Origin of the sequence: Streptomyces sp. NPDC001137 (assembly GCF_040298885.1) — a bacterium.
Taxonomy (GTDB): domain Bacteria; phylum Actinomycetota; class Actinomycetes; order Streptomycetales; family Streptomycetaceae; genus Streptomyces.
This window is the reverse complement of sequence record NZ_JBEPBA010000001.1, coordinates 16,771-39,711: the sequence shown is the minus strand read 5'-3', so window position 1 is coordinate 39,711 and position 22,941 is coordinate 16,771. Positions and strand designations below refer to the sequence as shown.

Annotated in this window: 25 protein-coding genes; 12 read left to right on the top strand and 13 right to left on the bottom strand. The window is 70.5% G+C overall.

Features of this window, described 5'->3' with window-relative positions:
• Nucleotides 1-264 precede the first annotated feature (264 nt).
• From fomD to ABT254_RS00170, 5 genes are all read right to left on the bottom strand, one after another.
• Nucleotides 265-966, bottom strand: coding sequence for a cytidylyl-2-hydroxypropylphosphonate hydrolase (fomD, locus tag ABT254_RS00190; RefSeq protein WP_351462179.1), 702 nt, complete (start codon nt 964-966; stop codon nt 265-267).
• A gap of 72 nt (nt 967-1,038) precedes the next feature.
• Nucleotides 1,039-2,427 (bottom strand): class II fumarate hydratase, encoded by a 1,389-nt coding sequence (locus tag ABT254_RS00185; protein ID WP_351462178.1) that lies wholly within the window; start codon nt 2,425-2,427, stop codon nt 1,039-1,041.
• 79 nt (nt 2,428-2,506) lie between these two features.
• Nucleotides 2,507-3,307 carry a helix-turn-helix domain-containing protein gene (locus tag ABT254_RS00180; protein WP_351462177.1) on the bottom strand — a complete coding sequence of 267 codons (801 nt, stop codon included), beginning with the start codon at nt 3,305-3,307 and terminating at the stop codon, nt 2,507-2,509.
• 233 nt (nt 3,308-3,540) lie between these two features.
• A complete protein-coding gene (locus ABT254_RS00175; protein WP_351462176.1) occupies nt 3,541-4,059 on the bottom strand; it encodes an SH3 domain-containing protein in 519 nt (172 codons plus the stop codon).
• A 548-nt stretch (nt 4,060-4,607) separates the two neighbouring features.
• Nucleotides 4,608-6,275, bottom strand: coding sequence for a fumarate hydratase (locus ABT254_RS00170; RefSeq protein WP_351462175.1), 1,668 nt, complete (start codon nt 6,273-6,275; stop codon nt 4,608-4,610).
• A 179-nt stretch (nt 6,276-6,454) separates the two neighbouring features.
• Between ABT254_RS00170 and ABT254_RS00165 the strand changes: the two genes are divergently transcribed.
• Nucleotides 6,455-7,153 (top strand): DUF1707 SHOCT-like domain-containing protein, encoded by a 699-nt coding sequence (locus ABT254_RS00165; protein ID WP_351462174.1) that lies wholly within the window; start codon nt 6,455-6,457, stop codon nt 7,151-7,153.
• A 174-nt stretch (nt 7,154-7,327) separates the two neighbouring features.
• A complete protein-coding gene (locus ABT254_RS00160) occupies nt 7,328-7,705 on the top strand; it encodes a WhiB family transcriptional regulator (protein ID WP_115906155.1) in 378 nt (125 codons plus the stop codon).
• A 92-nt stretch (nt 7,706-7,797) separates the two neighbouring features.
• Here the strand turns inward: ABT254_RS00160 and glpX are convergent, their stop codons facing one another.
• Nucleotides 7,798-8,832, bottom strand: coding sequence for a class II fructose-bisphosphatase (gene glpX, locus ABT254_RS00155; protein WP_351462173.1), 1,035 nt, complete (start codon nt 8,830-8,832; stop codon nt 7,798-7,800).
• A gap of 127 nt (nt 8,833-8,959) precedes the next feature.
• Here glpX and ABT254_RS00150 point away from each other — a divergent pair, with 127 nt between their 5' ends.
• Nucleotides 8,960-9,481 carry a DUF4245 domain-containing protein gene (locus tag ABT254_RS00150; RefSeq protein ID WP_351462172.1) on the top strand — a complete coding sequence of 174 codons (522 nt, stop codon included), beginning with the start codon at nt 8,960-8,962 and terminating at the stop codon, nt 9,479-9,481.
• A gap of 99 nt (nt 9,482-9,580) precedes the next feature.
• On the opposite strand, the gene ABT254_RS00145 is transcribed toward ABT254_RS00150, so the two are convergent.
• From ABT254_RS00145 to xseA, 3 genes are all read right to left on the bottom strand, one after another.
• Complete coding sequence (locus ABT254_RS00145) at nt 9,581-10,171, bottom strand: malonic semialdehyde reductase (RefSeq protein ID WP_351462171.1); 591 nt, start codon at nt 10,169-10,171, stop codon at nt 9,581-9,583.
• Nucleotides 10,172-10,331: 160 nt separating this feature from the next.
• Nucleotides 10,332-10,562, bottom strand: a complete 231-nt coding sequence (locus tag ABT254_RS00140; RefSeq protein WP_115906151.1) for an exodeoxyribonuclease VII small subunit — start codon at nt 10,560-10,562, stop codon at nt 10,332-10,334.
• A 32-nt stretch (nt 10,563-10,594) separates the two neighbouring features.
• Nucleotides 10,595-11,812 carry an exodeoxyribonuclease VII large subunit gene (gene xseA, locus ABT254_RS00135; protein WP_351462170.1) on the bottom strand — a complete coding sequence of 406 codons (1,218 nt, stop codon included), beginning with the start codon at nt 11,810-11,812 and terminating at the stop codon, nt 10,595-10,597.
• 70 nt (nt 11,813-11,882) lie between these two features.
• Here xseA and ABT254_RS00130 point away from each other — a divergent pair, with 70 nt between their 5' ends.
• Together ABT254_RS00130 and ppgK are read left to right on the top strand one after the other, a co-directional pair.
• Nucleotides 11,883-12,893, top strand: coding sequence for a 4-hydroxy-3-methylbut-2-enyl diphosphate reductase (locus ABT254_RS00130; RefSeq protein WP_351462169.1), 1,011 nt, complete (start codon nt 11,883-11,885; stop codon nt 12,891-12,893).
• A 29-nt stretch (nt 12,894-12,922) separates the two neighbouring features.
• A complete protein-coding gene (ppgK, locus tag ABT254_RS00125) occupies nt 12,923-13,666 on the top strand; it encodes a polyphosphate--glucose phosphotransferase (RefSeq protein WP_351462168.1) in 744 nt (247 codons plus the stop codon).
• Nucleotides 13,667-13,706: 40 nt separating this feature from the next.
• Here the strand turns inward: ppgK and ABT254_RS00120 are convergent, their stop codons facing one another.
• Nucleotides 13,707-14,144, bottom strand: a complete 438-nt coding sequence (locus ABT254_RS00120) for a DUF6542 domain-containing protein (RefSeq protein WP_450750989.1) — start codon at nt 14,142-14,144, stop codon at nt 13,707-13,709.
• 350 nt (nt 14,145-14,494) lie between these two features.
• Between ABT254_RS00120 and ychF the strand changes: the two genes are divergently transcribed.
• The gene (gene ychF, locus ABT254_RS00115; protein WP_351462166.1) at nt 14,495-15,583 is read left to right on the top strand and encodes a redox-regulated ATPase YchF; all 1,089 of its coding nucleotides are present in this window, start codon (nt 14,495-14,497) and stop codon (nt 15,581-15,583) included.
• 70 nt (nt 15,584-15,653) lie between these two features.
• On the opposite strand, the gene ABT254_RS00110 is transcribed toward ychF, so the two are convergent.
• Together ABT254_RS00110 and ABT254_RS00105 are read right to left on the bottom strand one after the other, a co-directional pair.
• Nucleotides 15,654-16,235, bottom strand: a complete 582-nt coding sequence (locus tag ABT254_RS00110) for a Uma2 family endonuclease (protein ID WP_351462165.1) — start codon at nt 16,233-16,235, stop codon at nt 15,654-15,656.
• Nucleotides 16,236-16,346: 111 nt separating this feature from the next.
• Nucleotides 16,347-17,267, bottom strand: coding sequence for a LysR family transcriptional regulator (locus ABT254_RS00105; RefSeq protein WP_351462815.1), 921 nt, complete (start codon nt 17,265-17,267; stop codon nt 16,347-16,349).
• Between the two features lie 113 nt (nt 17,268-17,380).
• Between ABT254_RS00105 and ABT254_RS00100 the strand changes: the two genes are divergently transcribed.
• A complete protein-coding gene (locus ABT254_RS00100; RefSeq protein ID WP_351462164.1) occupies nt 17,381-18,205 on the top strand; it encodes an oxidoreductase in 825 nt (274 codons plus the stop codon).
• A gap of 16 nt (nt 18,206-18,221) precedes the next feature.
• Here the strand turns inward: ABT254_RS00100 and ABT254_RS00095 are convergent, their stop codons facing one another.
• The gene (locus ABT254_RS00095; protein ID WP_351462163.1) at nt 18,222-19,202 is read right to left on the bottom strand and encodes an SMP-30/gluconolactonase/LRE family protein; all 981 of its coding nucleotides are present in this window, start codon (nt 19,200-19,202) and stop codon (nt 18,222-18,224) included.
• Between the two features lie 137 nt (nt 19,203-19,339).
• Here ABT254_RS00095 and ABT254_RS00090 point away from each other — a divergent pair, with 137 nt between their 5' ends.
• The 5 genes from ABT254_RS00090 (at nt 19,340) to ABT254_RS00070 (ending at nt 22,912) form a co-directional block, all read left to right on the top strand.
• Nucleotides 19,340-19,786 (top strand): MarR family winged helix-turn-helix transcriptional regulator, encoded by a 447-nt coding sequence (locus ABT254_RS00090; RefSeq protein ID WP_351462162.1) that lies wholly within the window; start codon nt 19,340-19,342, stop codon nt 19,784-19,786.
• A 113-nt stretch (nt 19,787-19,899) separates the two neighbouring features.
• Nucleotides 19,900-21,021, top strand: coding sequence for a DUF4190 domain-containing protein (locus tag ABT254_RS00085; RefSeq protein ID WP_351462161.1), 1,122 nt, complete (start codon nt 19,900-19,902; stop codon nt 21,019-21,021).
• Nucleotides 21,022-21,168: 147 nt separating this feature from the next.
• A complete protein-coding gene (locus ABT254_RS00080) occupies nt 21,169-21,921 on the top strand; it encodes a GntR family transcriptional regulator (protein WP_351462160.1) in 753 nt (250 codons plus the stop codon).
• A gap of 352 nt (nt 21,922-22,273) precedes the next feature.
• Entirely contained in the window at nt 22,274-22,474 is a 201-nt protein-coding gene (locus ABT254_RS00075) for an SPOR domain-containing protein (RefSeq protein WP_351462159.1), read from the top strand.
• Between the two features lie 18 nt (nt 22,475-22,492).
• Nucleotides 22,493-22,912 (top strand): (deoxy)nucleoside triphosphate pyrophosphohydrolase, encoded by a 420-nt coding sequence (locus tag ABT254_RS00070; RefSeq protein WP_351462158.1) that lies wholly within the window; start codon nt 22,493-22,495, stop codon nt 22,910-22,912.
• Nucleotides 22,913-22,941: the final 29 nt, after the last annotated feature.

The following is a 22,941-nucleotide window of genomic DNA, read 5'->3' as shown; positions in this document are numbered from 1 at the left end:
GCATCGCGAGCGCAGTTGGTCCCGCAGGAATCCCGATACCCGGAATACGTGTCCCCGGAACGGATTTCCCGCGTGGTCAGAGGCTGTTGTCGTGCCACCGGCGAACCGTTCACGGCTCGCTGCGGTGTTGCCCTCGTACCCCTCGCTCACGTCCTGCCGCCCCTCGGTGACGATCGGTCAAGCCCAGCGCATGCTGCGGCAGTTGCTGCCGCACCCTTGCGGAGGACGATCCTACGGTTGTGGACCGGGGGCGCATCAAGAGTCTCACGTGGACGCATGCGCGGGCGTACGGTCCCAGTCCTCCGGCAAAGACGGTACAGCCCAGGACGGATCCGGGCGCCAGTGCTGCCAGCCGTCGCTGAACGGCGCGCCCCAGGCGCGGATCACCTCCACCGCGGAGCGGCCCGCCCTGCGCACCTGTTCGGCGGCCGACGCGTCCATCAGTCCGTCCTGCTGGGCCTGCGCGAACTCGTCCTCGTCACGCCAGTGCCAACTGCGGTCCGGGTGCACCGAGATGTCCAGGAAGTGGTCCTCGGAGTCGACCCCGCCGTCCCAACGCACCAGAGGCGACTCCAGATTCACGTACCAGTTCTTGAACTGCCAGCCCGGCTCCCAGAACAGCCACACCGACCAGGGCTCACCGGGCCGTGCCAGCTTCAGTACCCCGGTGCCGAACCAGTGGTCGAGCTGGACGGTACGCGGCTTGGTGTAGCGGGACTCGAGGGGCTCGACGTGCACCGGGGTGCCGTCGGCGAGGACGGGCCGCACACACTCGGTGCCGGGTGCCAGCCAGACGGCGAGCAGTTCCTCGTCGTCCCGGACGACGGTGACGGGGCGTGCGATGTGGAAGCGTTCGCCCGCGTTCTCCCGGTAGCGCCACAGAACCTGTGTCCCCGGGGTCCAGAACCCCGTCCGCACCGCCGCAGCCGCGTCCGCTTCCGCTCTCATCGCTCCACCCTCTGCCATGCACAGATATTAGGTGCCCCCGGCATACGACGCTGCGGCGCGCGTCACGGTTCGCGACGGCGCGACGAATGGTTACGGATGCGTCATCCGCAGGACATCCAGGGCCTCGTCGAGCTGCTCCGCCGTGAGGTCGCCGCGCTCCACGTACCCGCTCTCCAGCACGACTTGGCGGATCGTCTTCTGCTCCGCGAGGGCCTTCTTGGCGACCTTGGCGGCCTCCTCGTAGCCGATGTACTTGTTGAGCGGAGTGACCACGGAGGGCGAGGACTCGGCGTACTCGCGGGCCCGCTCCCGGTTCGCGGTGATGCCGTCCACGGTCCGGTCGGCGAGCAGCCGCGAGACGTTGGCCAGCAGCCGGACCGACTCCAGGACGTTCCTGGCGATGACCGGCAGCATCACGTTGAGCTCGAAGTTGCCGGCGGCTCCGGCGGTGGCGACGGTGGCGTCGTTGCCCACGACCTGCGCGGCGACCATGAGCACGGCCTCCGGGATGACCGGGTTGACCTTGCCGGGCATGATCGACGAACCGGGCTGGAGGTCGGGAAGGTTGATCTCGGCGAGCCCGGTGCGCGGTCCGGAGGCGGCCCACCGCAGATCGTTGGCGATCTTGGTCAGCCCGACGGCGACCGTCCGCAGCTGTCCGCTGGTCTCGACGATCCCGTCCCGCGCCCCCTGCGCCTCGAAGTGGTTGCGCGCCTCGGTCAGCGGCAGCCCCGTGACACGGGCGACCTCCTCGATGACGGCGGCGGAGAAGCCGGGCGGGGTGTTGATGCCGGTGCCCACCGCCGTCCCGCCGAGGGGCAGCTCCGCGAGGCGGGGGAGCGCGGCGTACAGCCGCTCGACGCCGTAGCGGATCTGGGCCGCGTAGCCGCCGAACTCCTGCCCCAGGGTGACCGGCGTCGCGTCCATCAGATGCGTCCGCCCGGACTTCACGACGTCGGCGAACTCCTCGGACTTGCGGGTGAGGGCGTCGGCGAGGTGTTCCAGGGCGGGGATCAGGTCGCGGGTGACGGCGGCCGTGGCGGCGATGTGGATGGAGGACGGGAAGACGTCGTTGGACGACTGGGAGGCGTTCACATGATCGTTGGGGTGCACGTCCCTGCCGAGCCGCTCGGTCGCGAGGGTGGCGATGACCTCGTTGGTGTTCATGTTCGACGAGGTGCCGGAACCGGTCTGGAAGACGTCGATCGGGAAGTGCTCGTCCCAGTCACCCCGGGCGACCTCCTCGGCCGCCTCCTGGATCGCCTCGGCGATGTCCTTGTCGAGCACCCCCAGCCGCGCGTTCACCTTCGCCGCGGCGCCCTTGATCCGGGCCAGGGCCTCGATGTGGGCGCGCTCGATGCGCTGGCCCGAGATCGGGAAGTTCTCGACGGCGCGCTGCGTCTGGGCGCGCCACTTGGCGTCGGCGGGGACGCGGACCTCGCCCATGGAGTCGTGCTCGATGCGGTAGTCGTCGCTCATGCCCGTATAGCGATCGGGGAGGCGGGGATGTTCCGGACCCTGAGCCGGCCGGGGGTCGTTGCGCGGGCCGGTGCCCTCGTCAGCGGCCCGGCACTCCGAACCGGCCGGTGCACACGGGCTTTTCGGCCACCTCGGCGCACGCCTGGGCTCCGTGCGGGTCCGGCGCGGCCAGCATCGGGCTGCTGTACCCGTCGGACTTGTCGCCCTGGTACTCAGCGGACAGCTCGTCCTCGCCCGACCTGATCCAGATCTCCCGCGCGCCGCCCGTGCGGGTGCGCAGCTCGGACCAGACCGTGGCGCAGGACGGCGAGAACCGCAGCAGCACCATCTCGGCGGCCCTGGCGACCGTGCTCTCGGTGCGCGCGTCCCGGGCGCAGGTCTCGGAGGTGGGGAGTTCCCCCTGACAGTCGCTGCCGTGGCAGGAGGCGGCCGTCCTGGGCGCCGCTGTGTGGCCGGGGTCCAGGACGTCCGCGGTGGCCGCGGTGACCGCCACGGTGGCGGCCATGGTGGCGAGGGCGACGACGGCACGGCTCGGCCGCGGGATGCGGCGGCGCCGTACGGCGTCGGGCGGCACGGACGGGACCGGCTGCCGCTTCGCGACGGTCGCCCCGTCGGCCTGCGCCCGTGCCGCGGAGTCCCAGAGGGCGAGCAGCGGGCCGGGGTCGGCGTCTGCGAGCCGTCCGAGCGCCACGACGGCCGCCCGGGGCGGGAACTGATCGCCGTTCAGATAGCGGTGCCAGGTCGACTTGCTGAACGGGGTGACACCGGCCAGTGCGGCCAGGCTCAGCCCCGTCCGCTGCTTGAGGGCACGCAGCCGCTCCGTCAGGAGCCGCCCGTCGTCCTGCGACGCGTCGGGCAGCGGCTGCCTCTGGACCGTCACGTGGCTCTCCATCTCGCTCCCTCGCCATGCCGGGGTGACCGCCCTGATGTGTTCCCGGCGGCGGCGCCCGGCCATACCGCGATCACCGGAATATGAAGGGGAGTTGACTGAGTTGACCTGCGATTACGCCGAGTGGGGGTGTGATCGGCGGATAACCGGACGGCATCTCCCGGCGGGCCTGTGCCGCCCGCCGGGAGGTGCCGGGGATCACGACCGGTGCGGTCCGGGGGCCGTCAGCACCAGCGGACGGTGCCGAGGTTGTGCACGTAGCGGGCGGAGACCCAGCCCCGGTGGTGGGCGAGTCGGTACCAGCGGTGGTTGCCGCGGACGCCGGAGCCCCGCACCTTGCAGGTGATGGCCACACTGGAGCCCACCGGCCGCGAGCCGACGACGCGGTAGCCGGTGCCCGGCCCGGAGCGGACGTTCAGCGGCAGGCGATGGGTGGCGACATGGCCCCAGGTGTGGTTCCTGACGATGTGCCGGATGCCGTGGATGTGCTGGATGTGCCGGACCTGGCGGTGGTGACGCGAGGCACGGCCCTTGGCGTGGTGGCACTTCGGCGCCTTGGGCCGGGCGGGCAGCGTGGACGGCGCGGGGGCCGGCTGCCACGCCGGCACGGAGATCTGCGGGGGAGTGGAGTTCAGCGCGTGGGCCTGCGCGGCCGGCCCGGCGGAGGCGACGGCCGCCACCGGGAAGACGGCGACGACCGCGAACGCGGCCAGAAGGCCGTTGCGCAGTGTGCGTCGGATCATGGTTGGTCCCTCCGAGATGACCTGCGGATCACGGGCTGTGATCCAGTCAGCACGGAGCGTTTCCGGCGAAGTTCCCAAAGATGCCGTCCCACCCGTTCCTGGGACGAACTGGGACGACATCCAGGCGTTACCCGCAGCAGCGCGGCATAGCGACGCCGTCCCGGGACTGTGTCTTCTCCTGCCGCCTGGCGCTTGGTCTTCCACTCCGCCTGGCGTTTGGGCTTTTCAGCCCGCCCGGCTTTGGGTCTTTCGGCCCGTCCGGCGTTTGGTCTTCCACCCCGCCCGGCGTTTGAGCCTTCAACCCGTCCGGCGTTTGATTTTCAGCCCGTCCGGCGTTTGAGGACGAGGCCGTTCAGGCCGATCGGGGTCCGGGGCGGAGCCCCGAACCGGGGTGCGGGGGCGGAGCCCCGGGAGGGGTGCAGGGGACGCAGTCCCCGCCGGGGTGCAGGGGCGGAGCCCCTGGTGGGGTCGAAGGGGCGGCAGCCCCTGGGGATGGGACGGGTAGGGGCGGCGGGGGCGAGATCCGTCCCCCGCCGCACCCGCAGGCACTACGCCAGCCCAGGCCCGCGCACCGGGATCGACGTGAACGTCGGCGCCGGCGCCGGATCCTGGAAGAAGTCGTTGCCCTTGTCGTCCACCACGATGAACGCCGGGAAGTCCTCGACCTCGATCTTCCAGACCGCCTCCATACCGAGCTCCTCGTACTCGACGACCTCGACCTTCTTGATGCAGTCCTGGGCGAGCCGGGCGGCCGGGCCGCCGATGGAGCCGAGGTAGAACCCGCCGTGCGCGCCGCACGCGTCGGTGACCTGCTTGCTGCGGTTGCCCTTGGCGAGCATGACCTTGGAGCCGCCGGCCGCCTGGAACTGCTCGACGTAGCTGTCCATGCGCCCGGCCGTGGTCGGCCCGAAGGAACCGGACGCGTACCCCTCGGGAGTCTTCGCCGGGCCCGCGTAGTACACCGGGTGGTCCTTCAGGTACTGCGGCATCTCCTCACCCGCGTCAAGGCGTTCCTTGATCTTGGCGTGCGCGATGTCGCGGGCCACGACCAGCGGACCGGTGAGGGAGAGACGGGTCTTGACCGGGTACTTCGTCAGCTCGGCGAGGATCGACTCCATCGGCTGGTTCAGGTCGATCTTGACGACGTCCCCGTCCTGCTCCAGGTGCTCGTCCGTCGTCTCCGGCAGGAACCGCGCAGGGTCCGTCTCCAGCTGCTCCAGGAAGACACCCTCCGCCGTGATCTTCGCGACGGCCTGCCGGTCGGCCGAGCAGGACACGGCGATCGCGACGGGGCACGAGGCGCCGTGCCGCGGCAGCCGCACCACCCGCACGTCGTGGCAGAAGTACTTGCCGCCGAACTGCGCGCCGATGCCGATCTTCTGGGTCAGCTCGAAGACCTTCTGCTCCAGGTCCTTGTCCCGGAAGCCGTGCCCGAGCTCCGAGCCCTCCGCCGGGATCTCGTCCAGGTAGTGCGCGGAGGCGTACTTCGCGGTCTTGAGCGCGTACTCGGCGGACGTACCCCCGACGACGATCGCCAGGTGGTACGGCGGGCAGGCGGCCGTACCCAGCGAACGGATCTTCTCCTCCAGGAACTTCATCATGGAGGCCTCGTTCAGGACGGCCTTCGTCTCCTGGTACAGGAACGACTTGTTGGCGCTGCCGCCGCCCTTCGCCATGAACAGGAACTTGTACGCGCCGCCGTCGGTGGCGTACAGCTCGATCTGCGCCGGCAGGTTGGAACCGGTGTTCTTCTCGTCCCACATGGTCAGCGGGGCCATCTGCGAGTACCGCAGATTGAGGTTGAGGTACGCGTCGTAGATGCCCTTCGACAGCGCCGCCTCGTCGCCGCCCTCGGTGAGGACGTTCTGTCCGCGCTTGCCCATGACGATCGCCGTGCCGGTGTCCTGGCACATGGGGAGCACGCCCGCGGCCGCGATGTTCGCGTTCTTCAGCAGGTCCAGCGCCACGAACTTGTCGTTGCTCGACGCCTCGGGGTCGTCGATGATGCGCCGCAGCTGGGCCAGGTGGGCGGGCCGCAGATAGTGCTGGATGTCGTGAATGGCCTCCTCGGCCAGCTTGCGCAGCGCCTCCGGCTCCACCTTGAGGAACGTCCGCCCGTCGGCCTCGAAGGTGGACACACCTTCGGAGGTCACCAGCCGGTACGGGGTGGTGTCCTCTCCCATGGGGAGCAGATCGGTGTACGCGAACTCAGGCATCTCAGCCCATTCCTCACTCGGCAGACGGCGCCCGCCGTCATTGGCGGGCGCTCACCAGCGTAGAACCTGCCGCTGACACCGAGCCTGTGAGGTAAGGCTCAGTTCGAGGGCCGCACGCGTTTTCCACAGGTCGCGATGAGGGGTAGTCGCGATCTATCGCGTTTCGGTACGCTGCCGTCGTGGACCTTCAGAAGAGTGACCGACACCAGGACACGGCACCGCGGGTTTCCGAACTGCGCGCCTCGGACGCCGACCGTGACCGCATCGCCGACCTCCTGCGCGACGCCCTCGCCGAGGGCCGCCTGACCGCGGACGAGCATGCCGAGCGGGTCGAGGGCGTCCTCGCCGCCAAGACGGTCGGTGAACTGGAGGTCTTCATACGGGACCTGCCCGCGGCCCACCACCGCGCGGCCCCCGCCTTCGCAGCCGCCCCGAGCCGCCCCCCGGTGGGCGCGATCCCGGCCGACCCCGACGACAACGTGGTGGCGGTGTTCAGCAGCGCCGTCCGCAAGGGCCGCTGGCGCGCGGGGCGCCGTATCCATGCGTACGCGATCTTCGGCAGCGTGGAGATAGACCTCAGCGAGGCCCTCTTCGAGTACCAGCAGGTCGCGGTCAAGACCTTCTCGTTCTGCGGCAGCGTCGAGATCCGCGTCCCGGAGAACGTGTCGTTGCGTGGCACGGGTGGCGGGGTGCTCGGCAGCTTCGAGGTCGACAACCTCGACTCGACCGACCCGAACGCCCCGGTGGTCTATGTCGACGGCTGGGCCGTGCTGGGCAGCGTCGAGGCGCGGCCGAAGCGGGGCAAGCTGGTCGCGGACATCCTCGACCGCGTCCAGCACAAGGTCGACAAGAGTTTGCGCAAACACCTGAATCGTTGACGATTGCTAATTCGGGCGCGCCCGCAGGGGATTGGTCCACCCGCGGTCGCACGCCCGAGGCGCTCACGAGCACGCGAAATCCAGCGGTTCGGAACTCAGTGCATAGGCTCGCGCACAGCGGGTAGGCCTTGCTGCATCGTCGCTCGCTCGCGAAGCCGTCGTCAGGAGTAGACCGTGCTGCAACCGCCGCATTCGTCCCTGCAGGTAGCTGCCGTTCCGGCCCAGCGGGTGCCAGTGCGGGACAGGGACCAAGACGCTCCATGGCACACCGAGGCGGTGTGCCGGCGCGACGAGGCCGGCCTGTTCTTCGCACCTTCCAAGGAGCCCACCGCCGCCCGGCTCTCCCGCGAGGAGGCGGCCAAGCGCGTCTGCGCCCGCTGCCCCGTCATGGTCGAGTGCCGCGAGCACGCGCTGCTGCAACCGGAGCCCTACGGCGTCTGGGGCGGCCTCACCGCCGCCGAACGCCGCGTGGTCCTGGCGCGCAGGCGCCGCCGCGAGATGGAGCTCAAGAAGACGGCCCGCGCGCAGGGCCGTATAGCGGCAGCGGGCTGACCGGCCCCCGTACGCACACCGATGGGGCGCCCCCACCGCACCGGGGGCGCCCCACCGCTGTCATAGCTGCCGACGCTGCTGGAGCGCGGGGGCTATTTGGCGCGATCGAAATCAATCGCGCTGTAGGCCCGCAGCTTGCTCAGCCGGTGCTCGGAGTTGATCTGCCGCACCGTCCCCGACTTCGACCGCATGACGATCGACTCGGTGGTGGCGGTCTCCGACCGGTACCGAACCCCGCGCAGCAACTCCCCGTCCGTGATCCCGGTCGCGACGAAGAACACGTTCTCGCCGGCGACGAGGTCGTCGGTGGTGAGTACCCGGTCGAGATCGTGCCCGGCGTCGATCGCCCGCCCCCGCTCCTCGTCGTCCTTGGGCCACAGCTTGCCCTGGATCGTCCCGCCCAGACACTTCACGGCGCACGCGGAGATGATCCCCTCCGGCGTACCACCGATCCCGAGCAGCATGTCGACGCCGGTGCCCTCGCGCAGCGCGTAGATCGACCCGGCTACGTCGCCGTCGGAGATCAGCTTGATGCGCGCACCGGCCTCCCGGATCTCCTTGATGATGCCCTCGTGCCGCGGCCGGTCGAGGATCACCACCGTCACGTCCTCCGGCGTGGAGCGCTTGGCCTTGGCGACGCGGCGGATGTTCACGGACACCGGCGCGTCGATGTCCACGAAGTCGGCGGCCTCGGGCCCGGTGACCAGCTTGTCCATGTAGAAGACGGCGGACGGGTCGAACATCGACCCGCGGTCCGCGGCCGCCAGCACGGCGATCGCGTTCGGCATGCCCTTGGCCGTCAGGGTGGTGCCGTCGATCGGGTCGACGGCGATGTCGCACTCGGGCCCGGTCCCGTCACCGACGCGCTCGCCGTTGAAGAGCATCGGGGCCTCGTCCTTCTCGCCCTCGCCGATGACGACCACACCGTTCATCGACACGGTGGAGACGAGGGTCCGCATGGCGCGCACCGCGGCGCCGTCGGCGCCGTTCTTGTCGCCCCGCCCGACCCAGCGGCCCGCGGCCATGGCGGCGGCTTCGGTCACCCGGACGAGTTCGAGGGCGAGGTTGCGGTCGGGGGCTTCGCTGGGGACTTCGAGCTCGGACGGCAAGTGATGATGCTCGGTCATCGAGGCGCACCTTTCTGATACGACGACGGCCGGATGAGGGTTCGACCCTCGACTCTATCGCCAGTCCGACAAAATGAGCAGGGGACCCCACGGATGAGCGAGCCGGGCACCTGCGACGATAGGGGGCGTGGCAGGTTCGAACGGCAAGCAGAAGACGGTCCGGGACATGATCCTTTCCCTGGGCCTCATCGGGATCGCGGCGGCACTCATCTACGTGTTCATCCCGCACGACGACTCGCCTCCTGACCTCCCGCGGGTCGACTACCGCGTCGAACTGCTCACGGCGCGTCGCGCCGCCGCCTACCCCGTGGCCGCACCCGAGGGCCTGTCCAAGGACTGGAAGGCGACCTCGGTCCGCTTCCAGGGCGACCAGTTCGACGCCTGGCACCTGGGCTTCCACACACCCGACGGCCAGTACGTGCAGATCGAGCAGTCGACTCAGAAGCCCTCGACCTTCATCGACCAGGCCACCCAGGGGTCGGACGAGACGAAGGCCACCGAGGAGATCGCCGGCCGCACCTGGACCCGCTACACCGGCGGCCGCTACGACGCCCTCGTGCTGCCCGGCAAGGGCTCCACGACGGTGGTCGCGGGCACGGGCTCGTTCCAGCAGCTGACGGAGATGGCGCGGGCGCTGAAACTGGCGTAGGTCTTCGCACGCGAGACCGCACGGGAAGGGCCCCCGGCTTCGTCGCCGGGGGCCTTTGTCCTGCGGGGGCGCTCAGACCCGTCCGTCGTGCGGGGTCGCTCAGACCGTCGTGACGACCTCGTCGTAGGTGAGGCGCGGGGAGCGCGGGAACCAGGCGTCCTCGCCCGGCTTGCCGATGTTGACGACCATCAGCGGGGTGTGGTCGTCGTCCAGGAACTCCTTCTGGACGCCCGCGAAGTCGAGACCGGTCATCGGGCCGGCGGCGAGACCGGCGGCGCGGACGCCGATGATGAAGTACGCGGCCTGCAGCGCGGCGTTCAGGCCGGCGGCACCCTCGCGGGCCGTGCGCTCGGAGAAGAAGACGTCCTTGGCGGCCGGGAAGTGCGGGAAGAGGGTCGGCAGCTCCTCGTGGAACTCGTTGTCCGCGGAGAGGATCGCGACCAGCGGGGCGGTGGCGGTCTTGGGCTGGTTGCCCTCGGCCATGTGCTTCACCAGGCGCTCACGGGCCTCGGCGGAGCGGACCAGGGTGACGCGCAGCGGGGACTGGTTGAAGGCGGTCGGGCCGTACTTGACCAGGTCGTAGATCGCCTGGATCTGCTCGTCGGTCACCGGCTCGTCGGTGAAGGTGTTCGCGGTACGGGCCTCGCGGAAGAGCAGGTCCTGGGCGGCGGGGTCAAGAACGAGAGACATGCGGGAACTTCCTCGGAATCGCGCCGGGATCCGTTCCGGACCGTGGTCCGGATCGACTGACGGGACCGACGGTACGCGAAGGAAGGTTCAAAGTTCAACAATAAGCGGGGCGTGGTGATCCGCTTCACAGCGGACCGCCGCCACCGCTCCTTGTCGAGCGCTACTCGCCGCCGGCCTCTTCCGCGGCCTCTTCCTCCGCGAGGGCCGCATCCAGCCGGGCGCGCGCCCCGTCCAGCCAGCGCCGGCACACCTTGGCCAGCTCCTCGCCCCGCTCCCAGAGCGCCAGGGACTCCTCCAGCGTCGTACCGCCCGCCTCGAGCCGTCGTACGACCTCGATCAGCTCGTCCCGTGCCTGCTCGTAGCCGAGCGCCTCATCCACCTTGCTGGTCATCCGCCCACCCTATGCATCGACTCCCACCGCTCTCAGCGTTCTCGGTCGGCCCGGACCACCGTGAACTCGCCCTCGGCCACGCGCGCCCGCAGTGTCTCCTCCGCCGTCACCTCGTCCGGGGCCCGGACGACATGCCCGTCTGGCTTCTGCAGCACGGCGTAACCGCGCTTCAGGGTGGCGGCGGGGGAGAGGGCCACCACGCGCGCGTGCGTGTGCGTCAGCTCGGAGTGGGCGCGGTCGAGGAGATGCCCGAGCGTGCGCCGCGAACGGTCGACCAGCGAGGAGACATGGTCGGCCCGCTCGTCGATCATCCGGTGCGGATCCTCTATCGAGGGCCGGGCGAGCGCCTGGGCGAGCCCGCGCTCCTCCCGCTCCAGGAACGCCTCGACACACCGTCGCGCCCGGTTGCGCAACTGCCGCACCCGCTCGTACTCCTCCCCGACGTCCGGTACGACCTTCTTGGCGGCGTCGGTGGGAGTGGAGGCGCGCAGGTCGGCGACGTGGTCGAGGAGCGGATTGTCCGGCTCGTGCCCGATCGCCGACACGACCGGCGTACGGCACGCGGCGACGGCGCGCACGAGCTGCTCGTCGGAGAACGGCAGGAGATCCTCCACGCTCCCGCCCCCGCGCGCGACGATGATGACGTCCACCTCGCCGGCCTCGTCCAGCTCCTTGACCGCCTGCACGACCTGCGGGACGGCGTGCACGCCCTGCACGGCGACGTTGCGCACCTCGAAGCGGACGGCGGGCCAGCGGTGCCGGGCGTTCTCCAGGACGTCCCGCTCGGCGGCCGAGGCGCGGCCGCACACCAGCCCGATGAGCTGCGGCAGGAAGGGCAGGGCCTTCTTCCGCTCGGGCGCGAACAGGCCCTCGGCGGCAAGGGACTTCTTCAACTGCTCCAGCCGCGCGAGGAGTTCACCGACCCCCACGGGCCTTATCTCGGCGGCCCGCAGGGACAGCTGCCCCCGCGGCGCGTACCACTCCGGCTTCGCGAGGACGACGACCCGCGCGCCCTCGCTCACCACGTCGGCGACCGCGTCGAACACCTGCCGGTAGCAGGTGACGCTGACGGAGATGTCGTACGAGGGGTCCCGCAGGGTCAGGAACACGACCCCGGCGCCGGGCCGCCGCGAGAGCTGAGTGATCTGCCCCTCGACCCAGACGGCCCCCAGCCGGTCGATCCACCCACCGATCAGCCGCGACACCTCACCGACGGGCAGGGGCGCTTCTGGGGACGTGTTGAGAGCCATGCCGCGAGGGTAACGGCCAGGACTGACAACTCCGGGCTGCGATCTTCGCCTCCCCCACCGCGGCCTTACGATGGACCGCATGACTGCTTCGCCTGGCCGCCGTGTTCTGCTCGCCGCCCCCCGGGGCTACTGCGCGGGTGTGGACCGCGCCGTGATCGCCGTCGAGAAAGCCCTGGAGCAGTACGGGGCTCCGATCTATGTCCGGCACGAGATCGTGCACAACAAGTACGTCGTGCAGACGCTGGAGAAGAAGGGCGCCATCTTCGTCGAACGGACGGAAGAGGTCCCCGAGGGGAACATCGTGATGTTCTCCGCCCATGGAGTCGCGCCGGTCGTCCACGAGGAGGCCGCGCGCGGAAGGCTCGCCACCATCGACGCCACCTGCCCGCTGGTCACCAAGGTCCACAAGGAAGCCGTCCGGTTCGCGAACGAGGACTACGACATCCTCCTGATCGGGCACGAGGGCCACGAGGAGGTCATCGGCACCTCCGGCGAGGCCCCCGAGCACATCACCCTCGTCGACGGTCCGGACGATGTCGCCAAGGTCGAGGTCCGTGACCCCTCCAAGGTCGTCTGGCTCTCCCAGACCACGCTCTCCGTCGACGAGACGATGGAGACCGTCGACGCCCTGAAGGAGAAGTTCCCGCAGCTGATCTCGCCGCCCAGCGACGACATCTGCTACGCCACGCAGAACCGCCAGCTCGCGGTGAAGCAGATGGGCGCCGAGGCCGAGCTGGTGATCGTCGTCGGCTCCCGCAACTCCTCCAACTCCAAGCGGCTCGTCGAGGTCGCCAAGCTGGCGGGCTCGCGCGAGGCCCACCTCGTGGACTTCGCCGACGAGATCGACGAGGCCTGGCTCGAAGGCGTGTCCACGGTCGGTGTCACCTCCGGCGCCTCCGTCCCCGAGGTCCTGGTCGAGCAGGTCCTGGAGTGGCTCGCGCAGCGCGGTTTCGAGGACGTCGAGATCGTCAAGGCGGCCGAGGAGTCCATCACGTTCTCGCTGCCCAAGGAGCTCCGCCGCGACCTGCGTGACGAGGCGGCGGCGCTGATCGCGGAGCGAACCGGCACCTCGCCGGAGTGACTGTCAGTCGTCCGTCGTAACGTAGAGCCATGCAGATCTTCGGTGTGGACATCGGCGGGTCCGGGATCAAGGGTGCCCCTGTGGACCTGGACAAGGGCGACCTGGCTCAGGAGCGCTGCAAAGTGCTCACTCCGCACCCGGCGACACCCGACGGCGTGGCGGACGGCGTGAAGCAGGTCGTCGAGCACTTCGGTTGGACCGGCCCGGTCGGCCTCACCTTCCCCGGCGTGGTCACCGGCGGGTCCACCATCCGCACGGCGGCCAACGTCGACAAGAGCTGGATCGACACGGACGCGCGCGCGTTGTTCAGCGACCGCCTGGGCGGACTGCCGGTGACCGTGGTCAACGACGCGGACGCGGCGGGCGTCGCCGAGATGCACTTCGGCGCCGGCCGGGGCCGCAGGGGCACGGTCATCCTGCTGACCTTCGGCACCGGCATCGGCAGTGCCCTGTTCGTCGACGGCACCCTGGTGCCCAACACCGAGCTCGGCCACCTGGAGCTGCACGGCCACGACGCGGAGAAGCGCGCCTCCAGCAAGGCCAAGGAGGACGGCGAGCTGACCTGGGAGCACTGGGCGCACCGCGTGCAGAAGTACCTCGCCCATGTCGAGATGCTGTTCTCGCCCGAGCTGATCGTCATCGGCGGCGGTGTCAGCCGTAAGTCCCAGAAGTTCCTGCCCTTCATCGACGGCATCAAGGCGGAGATCGTCCCGGCGCAGCTGCAGAACAACGCGGGGATCGTCGGCGCGGCGATGCACGCCGCGGAGAGCTGAGGCCGGGCCAGGTACCGGGGTGGGGGCTGGTACCAGAGGCCTAATACCGGGGCGGGCGGCGGCCGCCGCGTCGGCGGCGCATCAGGGCGGCCTTCCGCCCCGTGACGATGAGGCCCGCGACGAGGGTGCCCCCGTACAGCCACCCGGCCTGGGTGGCCAGTGCCGTCACCAGGCCCATCAGCCGGCCGAGCAGCCCGCCGCTGCTGTCGGCCACCGGCAGCAGACCCAGCGCGAAGGCGATCGGTACGACGACGGGCGCGGTCGCCAGGTCGCTCTTGCGCACCCAGACCGCGGTCAGCAGGCACACCGGCAGGAACAGCACGCCGTACAGGGTCAGCGACGCCCCGAACAGCAGCTGGTCGAGACAGCCAAGGGTGAACATCAGCGCCCCGCAGAACAGCCCGCTGCCCAGCCCGGTCAGCAGCGGGTTGGGCAGCCGCCGTACGGCCTCGGCCGGCGGCGGGCCGGGCTGACGCACCGCCGGGCGGGTGGCGGGGCGGCCCTGTCCGGAAGGTCGCGCACCGCCGCCCGCACGGCCCCCGCTTCCACCGCGCTTCGCCTGCGGGGGCAGCGGGGGCCTGCCGCGTCGCGTTCCGTTGTGCGGTGGTCCCGACCCGTGTTGCTCCACCGGACCAACTTAGGTCGGTTTATGTGCGCAATCGCCCCTCAGACACGCCGAGGGGCGGACCCTGGCCAAGCGTTCGACGGGGCGCCGGTACGGGGACCGGCACGCCGTAGACTGGTGGATCGGCCCGCCCGTGCACCGAAGAAGGACCGGGCCCGCAGCCCCCAGTCCCCTGATGTCTCTCACGTACGGGAAGTCGCAACGTGTCGCTCACGATCGGAATCGTCGGTCTGCCGAATGTCGGCAAGTCGACCCTGTTCAACGCCCTGACCAAGAACGACGTGCTCGCGGCCAACTACCCGTTCGCCACGATCGAGCCCAATGTGGGCGTCGTGGGCGTCCCCGACCCCCGGCTGACGAAACTGGCCGAAATCTTCTCCTCGCAGCGCATCCTCCCGGCGACCGTCGACTTCGTCGACATCGCGGGCATCGTGAAGGGCGCGTCCGAGGGTGAGGGCCTGGGCAACAAGTTCCTCGCGAACATCCGTGAGTCCGACGCGATCTGCCAGGTCATCCGCGCCTTCAAGGACGAGAACGTCGTGCATGTCGACGGCAAGGTCTCGCCGAAGGACGACATCGAGACGATCAACACCGAGCTGATCCTCGCCGACCTCCAGACCATCGAGAAGGTCCTGCCGCGCCTCCAGAAGGAGTCGCGCATCAAGAAGGACGTGGCTCCCAAGGTGGCGGCGGTCGAGGCCGCGAAGGAGATCCTTGAGAAGGGCGACACGCTGTTCTCGGCGGGCATCGTCCAGGGCTCCGGCAACGAGGAGCTCCTCCACGACCTGCACCTGCTGACCACGAAGCCCTTCCTCTACGTCTTCAACGTCGACGAGGACGAACTGGTCGACGAGGACTTCAAGGCCGAGCAGCGCGCCCTGGTCGCCCCCGCCGAGGCGATCTTCCTCAACGCCAAGCTGGAGGCGGACCTCGCCGAGCTCGACGAGGAGGACGCCATGGAACTCCTGGAGTCCGTCGGCGCCGAGGAGCCGGGCCTGACGACCCTCGCCCGCGTGGGCTTCAACACCCTCGGCCTGCAGACCTACCTCACGGCCGGCCCCAAGGAATCCCGCGCCTGGACCATCAAGAAGGGCGCCACCGCCCCCGAGGCCGCCGGTGTCATCCACACCGACTTCCAGAAGGGCTTCATCAAGGCGGAGGTCATCTCCTTCGAGGACCTGGTGGAGACCGGCTCGGTCGCCGAGGCCCGTGCGAAGGGCAAGGCGCGGATGGAGGGCAAGGACTACGTGATGCAGGACGGCGACGTGGTGGAGTTCCGCTTCAACGTGTGAGCGGCCGGAAGGGGCCGGGCTCCGTGAGCCCGGCCCCTTCCGTGTTCCCGCGCCGACCTGGTGCCGGCTGCTACGTGCGCTTCGGCGGGGTGAGCCGGTCGAGATCCAGGCTGATCTCGAAAGGCACAGGCCGCTTCAGGGTGCCCCGGAAGATGCCGGCGGGTGCGTAGACGCCGGTCGGTTCGTCGAGTTCGTAGACGTGGACGACAGGAGCGTCGTCCTCTTCCTCGATGTACCAATAGTGCGGGATCTTGGCTTCTGCGTATTTGTGCAGCTTCACCGTGCGGTCACGGTGGGCGGATTCCGGTGAGACGACCTCGATGACGAGCCGGACCTCTTCCGGTGCATACCACGTCCGGTCCGGGTCGTAGGGTGCGGTCGTCACGAGCAGATCCGGCTCCGGCCGGTTTCGCTCGTCCAGACGGATCGTCATCTCCCGTTCGACCTCGAAACCGGCGGGCGCCACGGCCATGAGTGTGGTGGTGAGGGAGGTGACAAGGCGGCCGTGCCAGGACCGCTGGGGAGACATCATGAAGACAAGCGCCCCGTCGATCAGCTCGGTGTGGCGGGGTGCCTCGGGGAGGCGGTCCAGGTCCTCCGCGAACCAGCCTTCCTCGCGCGGCGGGCGCATCCAGTCGGGCAGTGCGGTCATGGCTAAACGGTAGCGGCTCGGCGAGGCCCGGGCCACGAGGTCGTCAAGGGGTGACCGCCCCGGACCTGCCACGGGGCAGCGACCCCGTGTGCACACGGAGGGCGCGGACTCTCACGCGGTCTCATTGCCGCCGGCCCGCTCCGTCACCCGTCGGCAAGCCTCCGCATACGCCCGTACCAGCGGTCTGCGGTCCCCCTTCCGCCAGGCCAGCACATACCGGCTGGGCGTGAGTCCGCGGACCGGGCGGGTGACCACACCGCCCAGCGTGATCAGCGGGACGTTCCCGACCGCCACCAGGCACACACCCAGCCCCGCGACCAGGGCCTCGTAGGTCTCCTCCGTGCTGGCGATCTCCGCGCCGATGCGGGGCAGACGGCCCCCGCGTTCCTCGGCCGCCAGCCAGTACTCCCGCAGCGGTCCCGCGCTCTTCGGCAGGGCGAGGAAGGGTTCCTCGGCCAGGTCCGTGAAGTCGATCTCGGGGCGGGAGGCGAGCGGGTGGGTGTCGGGGAGGGCGACCAGGCGGGGTTCCTCGGCGACGACCGTCCAGGCGTAGCGGTCCTGGCCGGGCAGGGGAAGCCAGACGAAGGCCATGTCCGTGTCGCCGTCCGCCAGGCCCGCGGTCGGGTCGTCCCAGCTCACCTGGCGCAGGCGGACGGCGGCCTCGGGATGCGAGGCCGTGAAACGGGAGCGGATCGCGGGCAGCAGACCGCCGCGGCCGGGGCTGGTGCTCATGCCCACCACCAGCGTGCTGCGCTGTGCGGCCCGCGCCTGGGCCACCACCGACGCGCCCTGCGCCCATGCGTCCAGCACCCGCCGGGCGTGCGGCAGCAGCGCCGCTCCCTCCGCGGTGAGCGCCACGCCGTGCCGGTCGCGCCGCAGCAGCTCCACCCCCAACTGCCGCTCCAGCGCCCGGATCTGCTTGCTCAGCGCGGGCTGCGAGACGTACAACCGCTCGGCCGCGCGCGTGAAGTGCAGCTCCTCCGCGACCGTGACGAAGTACCGCAGGTCCCGCACATGTACGTCCGCCGTCATAGCCATCGGTTGTCACCGTAGGTCTTGGACGGGCAACTCGCCACAGGAGCAGCCTGGTTCAGGAGTTGCTCAGGGAGGCACTCGCAGCGCTGCTCGGAGAGGGGTGGGTTGTCGTGAACAAGGTGTGGCTGATCACTGGTGCCAGCAGCGGACTCGGGCGGGCCGTCGCCGAGGCGGCCGTGGCGGACGGCGATGTCGTGGTGGGCGCCGCCCGGCGGCCCGAGGGGCTGGACGACCTCGTGGCCGCCCATCCCGACCAGGTCGAGGCACTGCGGCTCGATGTCGCGGACACGACTGCCGCCGAACCTGCCGTACGGGACGTGGTGGCGCGGCACGGACGCATCGACGTCCTGGTCAACAACGCCGGCCGCGGCCATGTCGGTGCCTTCGAGGAGACCACCGAGGACGAGCTGCGCGCCCTGTTCGACGTGCACGTCTTCGGCCCGGCCGCCCTGGTGCGCGCCGTACTGCCGTACATGCGCTCACGGCGCTCGGGCGCGATCGTGCAGATGAGCAGCATGGGCGGGCAGACCTCCTACCCCGGCTTCTCGGCGTACAGCGGGACGAAGTTCGCCCTGGAGGGCATGTCCGAGGCGCTCGCCGGCGAGGTCGCCGAGTACGGCATCAAGGTCCTCATCGTCGAGCCGGGCGCCTTCCGTACGGCGCTGTACGACGGGACGCAGGCCAGTGCCGACGGCGGGGCGTACGCCACCGTGGGCGGCACGCGCGCGATGGTCGACGCCGGCTTCGACGAGCGGGCGGGCGACCCGGCCAAGGCGGCGGCGCTCATCCTCGCCGCGCTGGAGTCGGGGCAGCCCCCGCTGCGCCTGCCGCTCGGCGACGACGGCGTGAGTGCGGTCCTCGACCACCTCGACCAGGTGCGCGACGACGTCCTGGCCTGGGAGAAGCGCACCCGCCGCACGGGTTTCCGCGACTGAGGCGCCCGACCGGCCCTCAGATCCCGTCCACCCACGCCACGGTGAACGGCTCCTCGGGCACCCCGGGCCCCATCGGCCCGCCCTTGTCGAACTGCGAGCGGACGACCAGCAACCGGCCGTGGGTGCGGGCGAGGGTGGTCGGAATCTGCAGCGCGGTGTCCGTGAACTGCCGCTCCAGGCGGGCCGAGGTGCCGTTCGGGGACAGCCGCCAGCGGCTGAGGGTGTTGGTGGCGTTGTGCGCGGCCCACAGCGTGCCGTGCGCCAGCTCCAGTCCGTCGCCGTGCTTCAGGTCGCCGCCGTCCAGTGCGACCTGGCGTACGGATCCGGTGGCCGTGCCCACGCGGTACAGGCCGCCGCCCGTCATGCCGACGGCGAGCAGATACCGCCCCGAGGGATCGACGACTATGCCGTTGAGGAAGAGCCCGTCCGACGGGGCCACGGCGCTCAGGTCGTAGGCGGCGTCGAGCGTCGCGCTGCCGCCGCGGGCGCGGCCCAGGTCGGCCGGGGTGACGCGGTAGACCACCGGGCGGGAGCTGTCGGTGAGGTAGGCCGTGCCGTCCGGCCCGAGCGCCAGGTCGTTGACGAAGGAGGGGCCGCCGCCGGGCACGGTGAAGCGGGCGAGCAGGGCGCGGGTCCGCAGGTCGTAGACGTCCACCCCGGCGGTGGAGTCGATGACCCACAGGTGCCCGGCCCGGTCGGCCTTCAGGCCGTTGGCGGTGGTACGGCCGTCGGTGCCGGACGGGAGGAAGACCTCGGCCGCACGGCTGCCGCGCCGGGCCCGGTACACCGCACCCGTCGTGTACGAGCCGACATAGGCGTCACCGGTGCGCGCGTCGAGCGCGATGCCTTCGGGGTAGGCGCGGTCCTCGGGGAGCGTGAAGGCCGTGCTGATGCGGGGCGCGGCGGCGGCCCGGGCGGCCGTCGCGGGGAGTGCCACGGCGCCGGCCAGTGCGGCGGCGCTGGTCAGGAAGGTACGGCGGTGGATCGAACGGGACACGTCGGTGCCTCTCGTTTCGGGTCGACTCGGTACTCACTATCTTGTGTGCATGAACGTAGATTAGACCTCTAATACTCGTCAATGCATTAATGGTTGGCTGCATGTTGACCATTGAAAGGGGCCGCTACCATGCGGAGATGACGTCCATGCCCGTGTCCGAGCGCCTCGGCTCCCACCTCAAGCGGGCCGAACAGGCTCTCAGCGCGACCAAGGCGGCCGTCCTCAAACCGGCCGGCGTGACGGTGGCGCAGTACTCGGCACTGCTGCATCTCTCCGAGAACCCCGGCATCTCGGCCGCGGCCCTGGCCCGCCTGTGCGGGGTCACCCCGCCGACGATGAACACGGTCCTGAACAACCTCCAGGACCGCGCCCTGATCGAACGCACCCCCCACGAGTGGCACAGGAACGTGCTGGAGACCCGCCTCACCGACGAGGGCCGCGCGGTGATGGCCGACGCGGACGCCCGTGCCGTAAGGGTCGAGCGGGCCCTGGCCGCCGAGTTCACGGACGAGGAACGCGAGGCGCTGGTCGGGCTGCTGGGGCGGTGCGTGGCACTGCTGGAGACGGAGCGCGGGCGGGCGTAACGGAGGCCGGGGGTCCTCTTTTCCTCACCGCACGCTTACCATGCGCCCAGTCGTACGCCAGTTCTGTGCGCCGTTTCTGTGCGTCAGTCATCCGAACCAGGAGCACGGTAGCCGTGTCCACACCACCCCCGCCGCCTCCCGGGCCGTACCCGTACCAGCCCTGGGGGCAGGGCTACCGCCCCTACAACACTCCCGCGCCGGTCAACGGGGTCGCCATCGCCGCCCTGGTTCTCGGCATCCTCTGCTGCGTTCCGGCCCTCGGGCTGCTGCTCGGACTGGTCGCGCTGCGCCAGATCAGGAGGACCGGCGAGCGGGGACGCGCGATGGCCGTCACCGGTGCGGTCCTCTCCGGCCTCGGGCTCGTGCTGTGGGTGGCGGTGCCGGTCGGCGGTGCCGCGCTCGACGGCTGGGTGAAGGACGCCGCCCGCGACCACGGCAGCGCCTACTCCCTCACCAAGGGCGAGTGCTTCGACTCCCCGAGCGGATCCCTGGAGGGCATGGCCTACGACGTCGACAAGGTGCCCTGCGCCGGCCCGCACGACGCCGAGGTCTTCGCCACCTTCAAGCTGCCCGGTGGCGCCGACTACCCCGGCGACGGCGAGATCACGGACGCCGCCGACACCAGGTGCTACGCGCTGCGCTACGGCTACGCCATGGACGTCTGGGCCGTGCCCGACGACGTCGACGTGTACTACCTGACGCCGGGCCGGCAGAGCTGGCGCTACGGCGACCGCGAGGTCACCTGTCTGTTCGGCAACACCGACGAGAAGGCCGGCCTGAAGGGTTCGCTGCGCAACGACAAGCAGACCCTCGACGCCGACCAGGCCGCCTATCTCCAGGCCGTCGACGTCGAGAACGCGGCCCTGGACCGGCAGCCGCCGGACAGCCCCGACGACGATCTGCGGGCCAGCCGCCGGTGGGCGGGACAGATGTCGGCCGCGCTCACCGAGGAGGCCCGGATGCTGCACGACCATCCGTGGCCGGCCGGTGCGAGGACGCCGGTCGCGAAGGTCGCCAAGGAGGTCGAGGCGCGACAGGAGGAGTGGGCGCGCGCCGCGAAGGCCCATGACGCGAACGGCTTCTACGAGCACTACGACCTCGTCATGGCGCTCTCGACACCCGACCGCGCCGTCACCGCCCGCAAGGCTCTGGGCCTGGCCGCCGTCCCGCCGGAATCCCGGGACGCGGACGACGACGGGACCAGCGCCGGAGGTGGCACCGAGTTCGAGGTGTGACCACGGCTATAGCGGGGAGAAAGTGCCTGCGTAAAGCCCTCCGCGGGCACATGTCATCACATCGAGTGATTCTCTGGCCTTTGCTTGCACGGCACAACCCACGGTTGCCACGCTGTTGCTGTCTGTACAAGCTGATGGGAGCGGCCAGTGACTTTCGGTGAGCAGCCGGCGTACCTGCGTGTCGCGGGTGATCTCCGCAAGAAGATCGTCAACGGTTCGCTGCCACCGCACACCCGACTGCCCTCACAGGCCAGGATCCGCGAGGAGTACGGCGTCTCGGACACCGTCGCGCTGGAGGCGCGCAAGGTGCTGATGGCGGAGGGCCTGGTCGAGGGCCGCTCCGGATCCGGGACATACGTCCGCGAGCGCCCCGTGCCCCGCAGCGTGGCCCGCTCCGGGTTCCGCCCGGCCGGCGGGGCGACCCCCTTCCGCCAGGAGCAGGCCGACGGCGAGGGCCGCGGCACCTGGGAGTCCAGCAGCGCCCAGGCCGAGGCGAGCAGCTCCGTCGCGGAGCGGCTCGACATCAAGCCCGGCGACCGCGTGATGTGCACGAGGTACGTCTTCCGGGAAGCCGGCGAGGCGATGATGCTCTCCACCTCCTGGGAGCCCCTCGCCGTCACCGGCCGCACCCCCGTGATGCTTCCCGAGGAGGGCCCGCTCGGGGGCATGGGCGTCGTCGAGCGCATGGCGGCGATCGACGTGATCGTGGACAACGTCACGGAGGAGGTCGGCGCCCGCCCCGGCCTCGCCGAGGAACTCGTGACCCTCGGCGGTGTCCCCGGTCATGTCGTCCTGGTCATCCAGCGCACGTTCTTCGCCTCGGGCCGTCCCGTGGAGACGGCCGACGTGGTCATCCCCGCCGATCGCTACCGCGTGGCGTACCACCTCCCAGTGAAGTAGCGCACACCTTTACGGCAGTTGACCCCGCCGCCCCCTCGCCGCGACTCCTTCCGCACGCCCTCGGAGCCTGTCCGTCCGCCGCTGGAATCCGGCCGTTCTCGCAGGTCGCCCCATGCCTGCCCGCCGTGCCGCTGACCCGATGCGTCGATGCCCGCGCGCGGCGCATCCGACTCCGTGCGCCCCCCTCGTTCTGGCCGGTTGCGTACCTCTTTGTGAAAAGGCGTGTTCGCTGCGTAAAGGTAAGGCGTAGGCTCGGGCATATGCGGATTGCGGTTTCCTTAGAGGGTGGGGCACGGCACGAACCGCGGGCGAGGAGCGGTCGGGCCGCGGTGGGAAGGAGCGGTGGGGCGCGATGAACGACGGCACGATCACGCTTCCCTGGCTCGTCATTCGGCAGGACGACAACGGCAATCGCTACCGCGTCGGCCGGTACGCGACCCGGGCCGAGGCCCAGAAGATCGCGGACAGCCTCGACGACCGCGGGCACAAGCAGCTGTACTGGGTCGAGCGCATAGGCCAGAACGGGCAGAACGGAACGGCCACGGTCAACTGACTCCCGTAGGCTCCCCGCATGACGGAACGGATCGTGGTGGTGGGCGCCGCCCTGTTCGACGGCGACCGCCTGCTCGCCGCGCGCCGCAGCGCACCTCCCGAACTCGCCGGCCGCTGGGAGCTCCCCGGGGGCAAGGTCGAACCGGGCGAGACCCCCGAGGCGGCTCTCGCCCGCGAACTGCACGAAGAACTCGGCGTGGACGCCGACCCCGTGGCCCGCGTACCGGGCGAGTGGCCCCTGAAGCCGCCGTACGTCCTCCAGGTGTGGACGGCCCGTCTGCGCCCGGGCTCCCCGGACCCCAAACCCCTCCAGGACCACGACGAACTGCGCTGGCTCACTCGGGACGAGCTGTGGGACGTGCCCTGGCTGGACCAGGACATCCCGGCGGTCGGTGAGCTGACCACCCGATGGGGATCGGGGCGAGGCCCCGCCCTCTAGGCGCACGTACCCCCGAGCTCATAGGCGCC

Excerpts from the sequence above, each read along its gene's own strand:
- ABT254_RS00105 (WP_351462815.1), bottom strand. The coding sequence starts at position 17,267 with ATGACGGCGGACGTACATGTGCGGGACCTGCGGTACTTCGTCACGGTC.
- ABT254_RS00090 (WP_351462162.1), top strand. The coding sequence starts at position 19,340 with ATGACGTCCATGCCCGTGTCCGAGCGCCTCGGCTCCCACCTCAAGCGG.
- ABT254_RS00175 (WP_351462176.1), bottom strand. The coding sequence starts at position 4,059 with ATGATCCGACGCACACTGCGCAACGGCCTTCTGGCCGCGTTCGCGGTC.
- fomD (WP_351462179.1), bottom strand. The coding sequence starts at position 966 with ATGGCAGAGGGTGGAGCGATGAGAGCGGAAGCGGACGCGGCTGCGGCG.
- ABT254_RS00140 (WP_115906151.1), bottom strand. The coding sequence starts at position 10,562 with ATGACCAGCAAGGTGGATGAGGCGCTCGGCTACGAGCAGGCACGGGAC.
- ABT254_RS00185 (WP_351462178.1), bottom strand. The coding sequence starts at position 2,427 with ATGAGCGACGACTACCGCATCGAGCACGACTCCATGGGCGAGGTCCGC.
- ABT254_RS00110 (WP_351462165.1), bottom strand. The coding sequence starts at position 16,235 with ATGACCGCACTGCCCGACTGGATGCGCCCGCCGCGCGAGGAAGGCTGG.
- ABT254_RS00075 (WP_351462159.1), top strand. The coding sequence starts at position 22,274 with ATGAACGACGGCACGATCACGCTTCCCTGGCTCGTCATTCGGCAGGAC.
- ABT254_RS00145 (WP_351462171.1), bottom strand. The coding sequence starts at position 10,171 with ATGTCTCTCGTTCTTGACCCCGCCGCCCAGGACCTGCTCTTCCGCGAG.
- ABT254_RS00070 (WP_351462158.1), top strand. The coding sequence starts at position 22,493 with ATGACGGAACGGATCGTGGTGGTGGGCGCCGCCCTGTTCGACGGCGAC.
- ABT254_RS00170 (WP_351462175.1), bottom strand. The coding sequence starts at position 6,275 with ATGCCTGAGTTCGCGTACACCGATCTGCTCCCCATGGGAGAGGACACC.
- ABT254_RS00130 (WP_351462169.1), top strand. The coding sequence starts at position 11,883 with ATGGACCGCATGACTGCTTCGCCTGGCCGCCGTGTTCTGCTCGCCGCC.
- xseA (WP_351462170.1), bottom strand. The coding sequence starts at position 11,812 with ATGGCTCTCAACACGTCCCCAGAAGCGCCCCTGCCCGTCGGTGAGGTG.
- glpX (WP_351462173.1), bottom strand. The coding sequence starts at position 8,832 with ATGACCGAGCATCATCACTTGCCGTCCGAGCTCGAAGTCCCCAGCGAA.
- ppgK (WP_351462168.1), top strand. The coding sequence starts at position 12,923 with ATGCAGATCTTCGGTGTGGACATCGGCGGGTCCGGGATCAAGGGTGCC.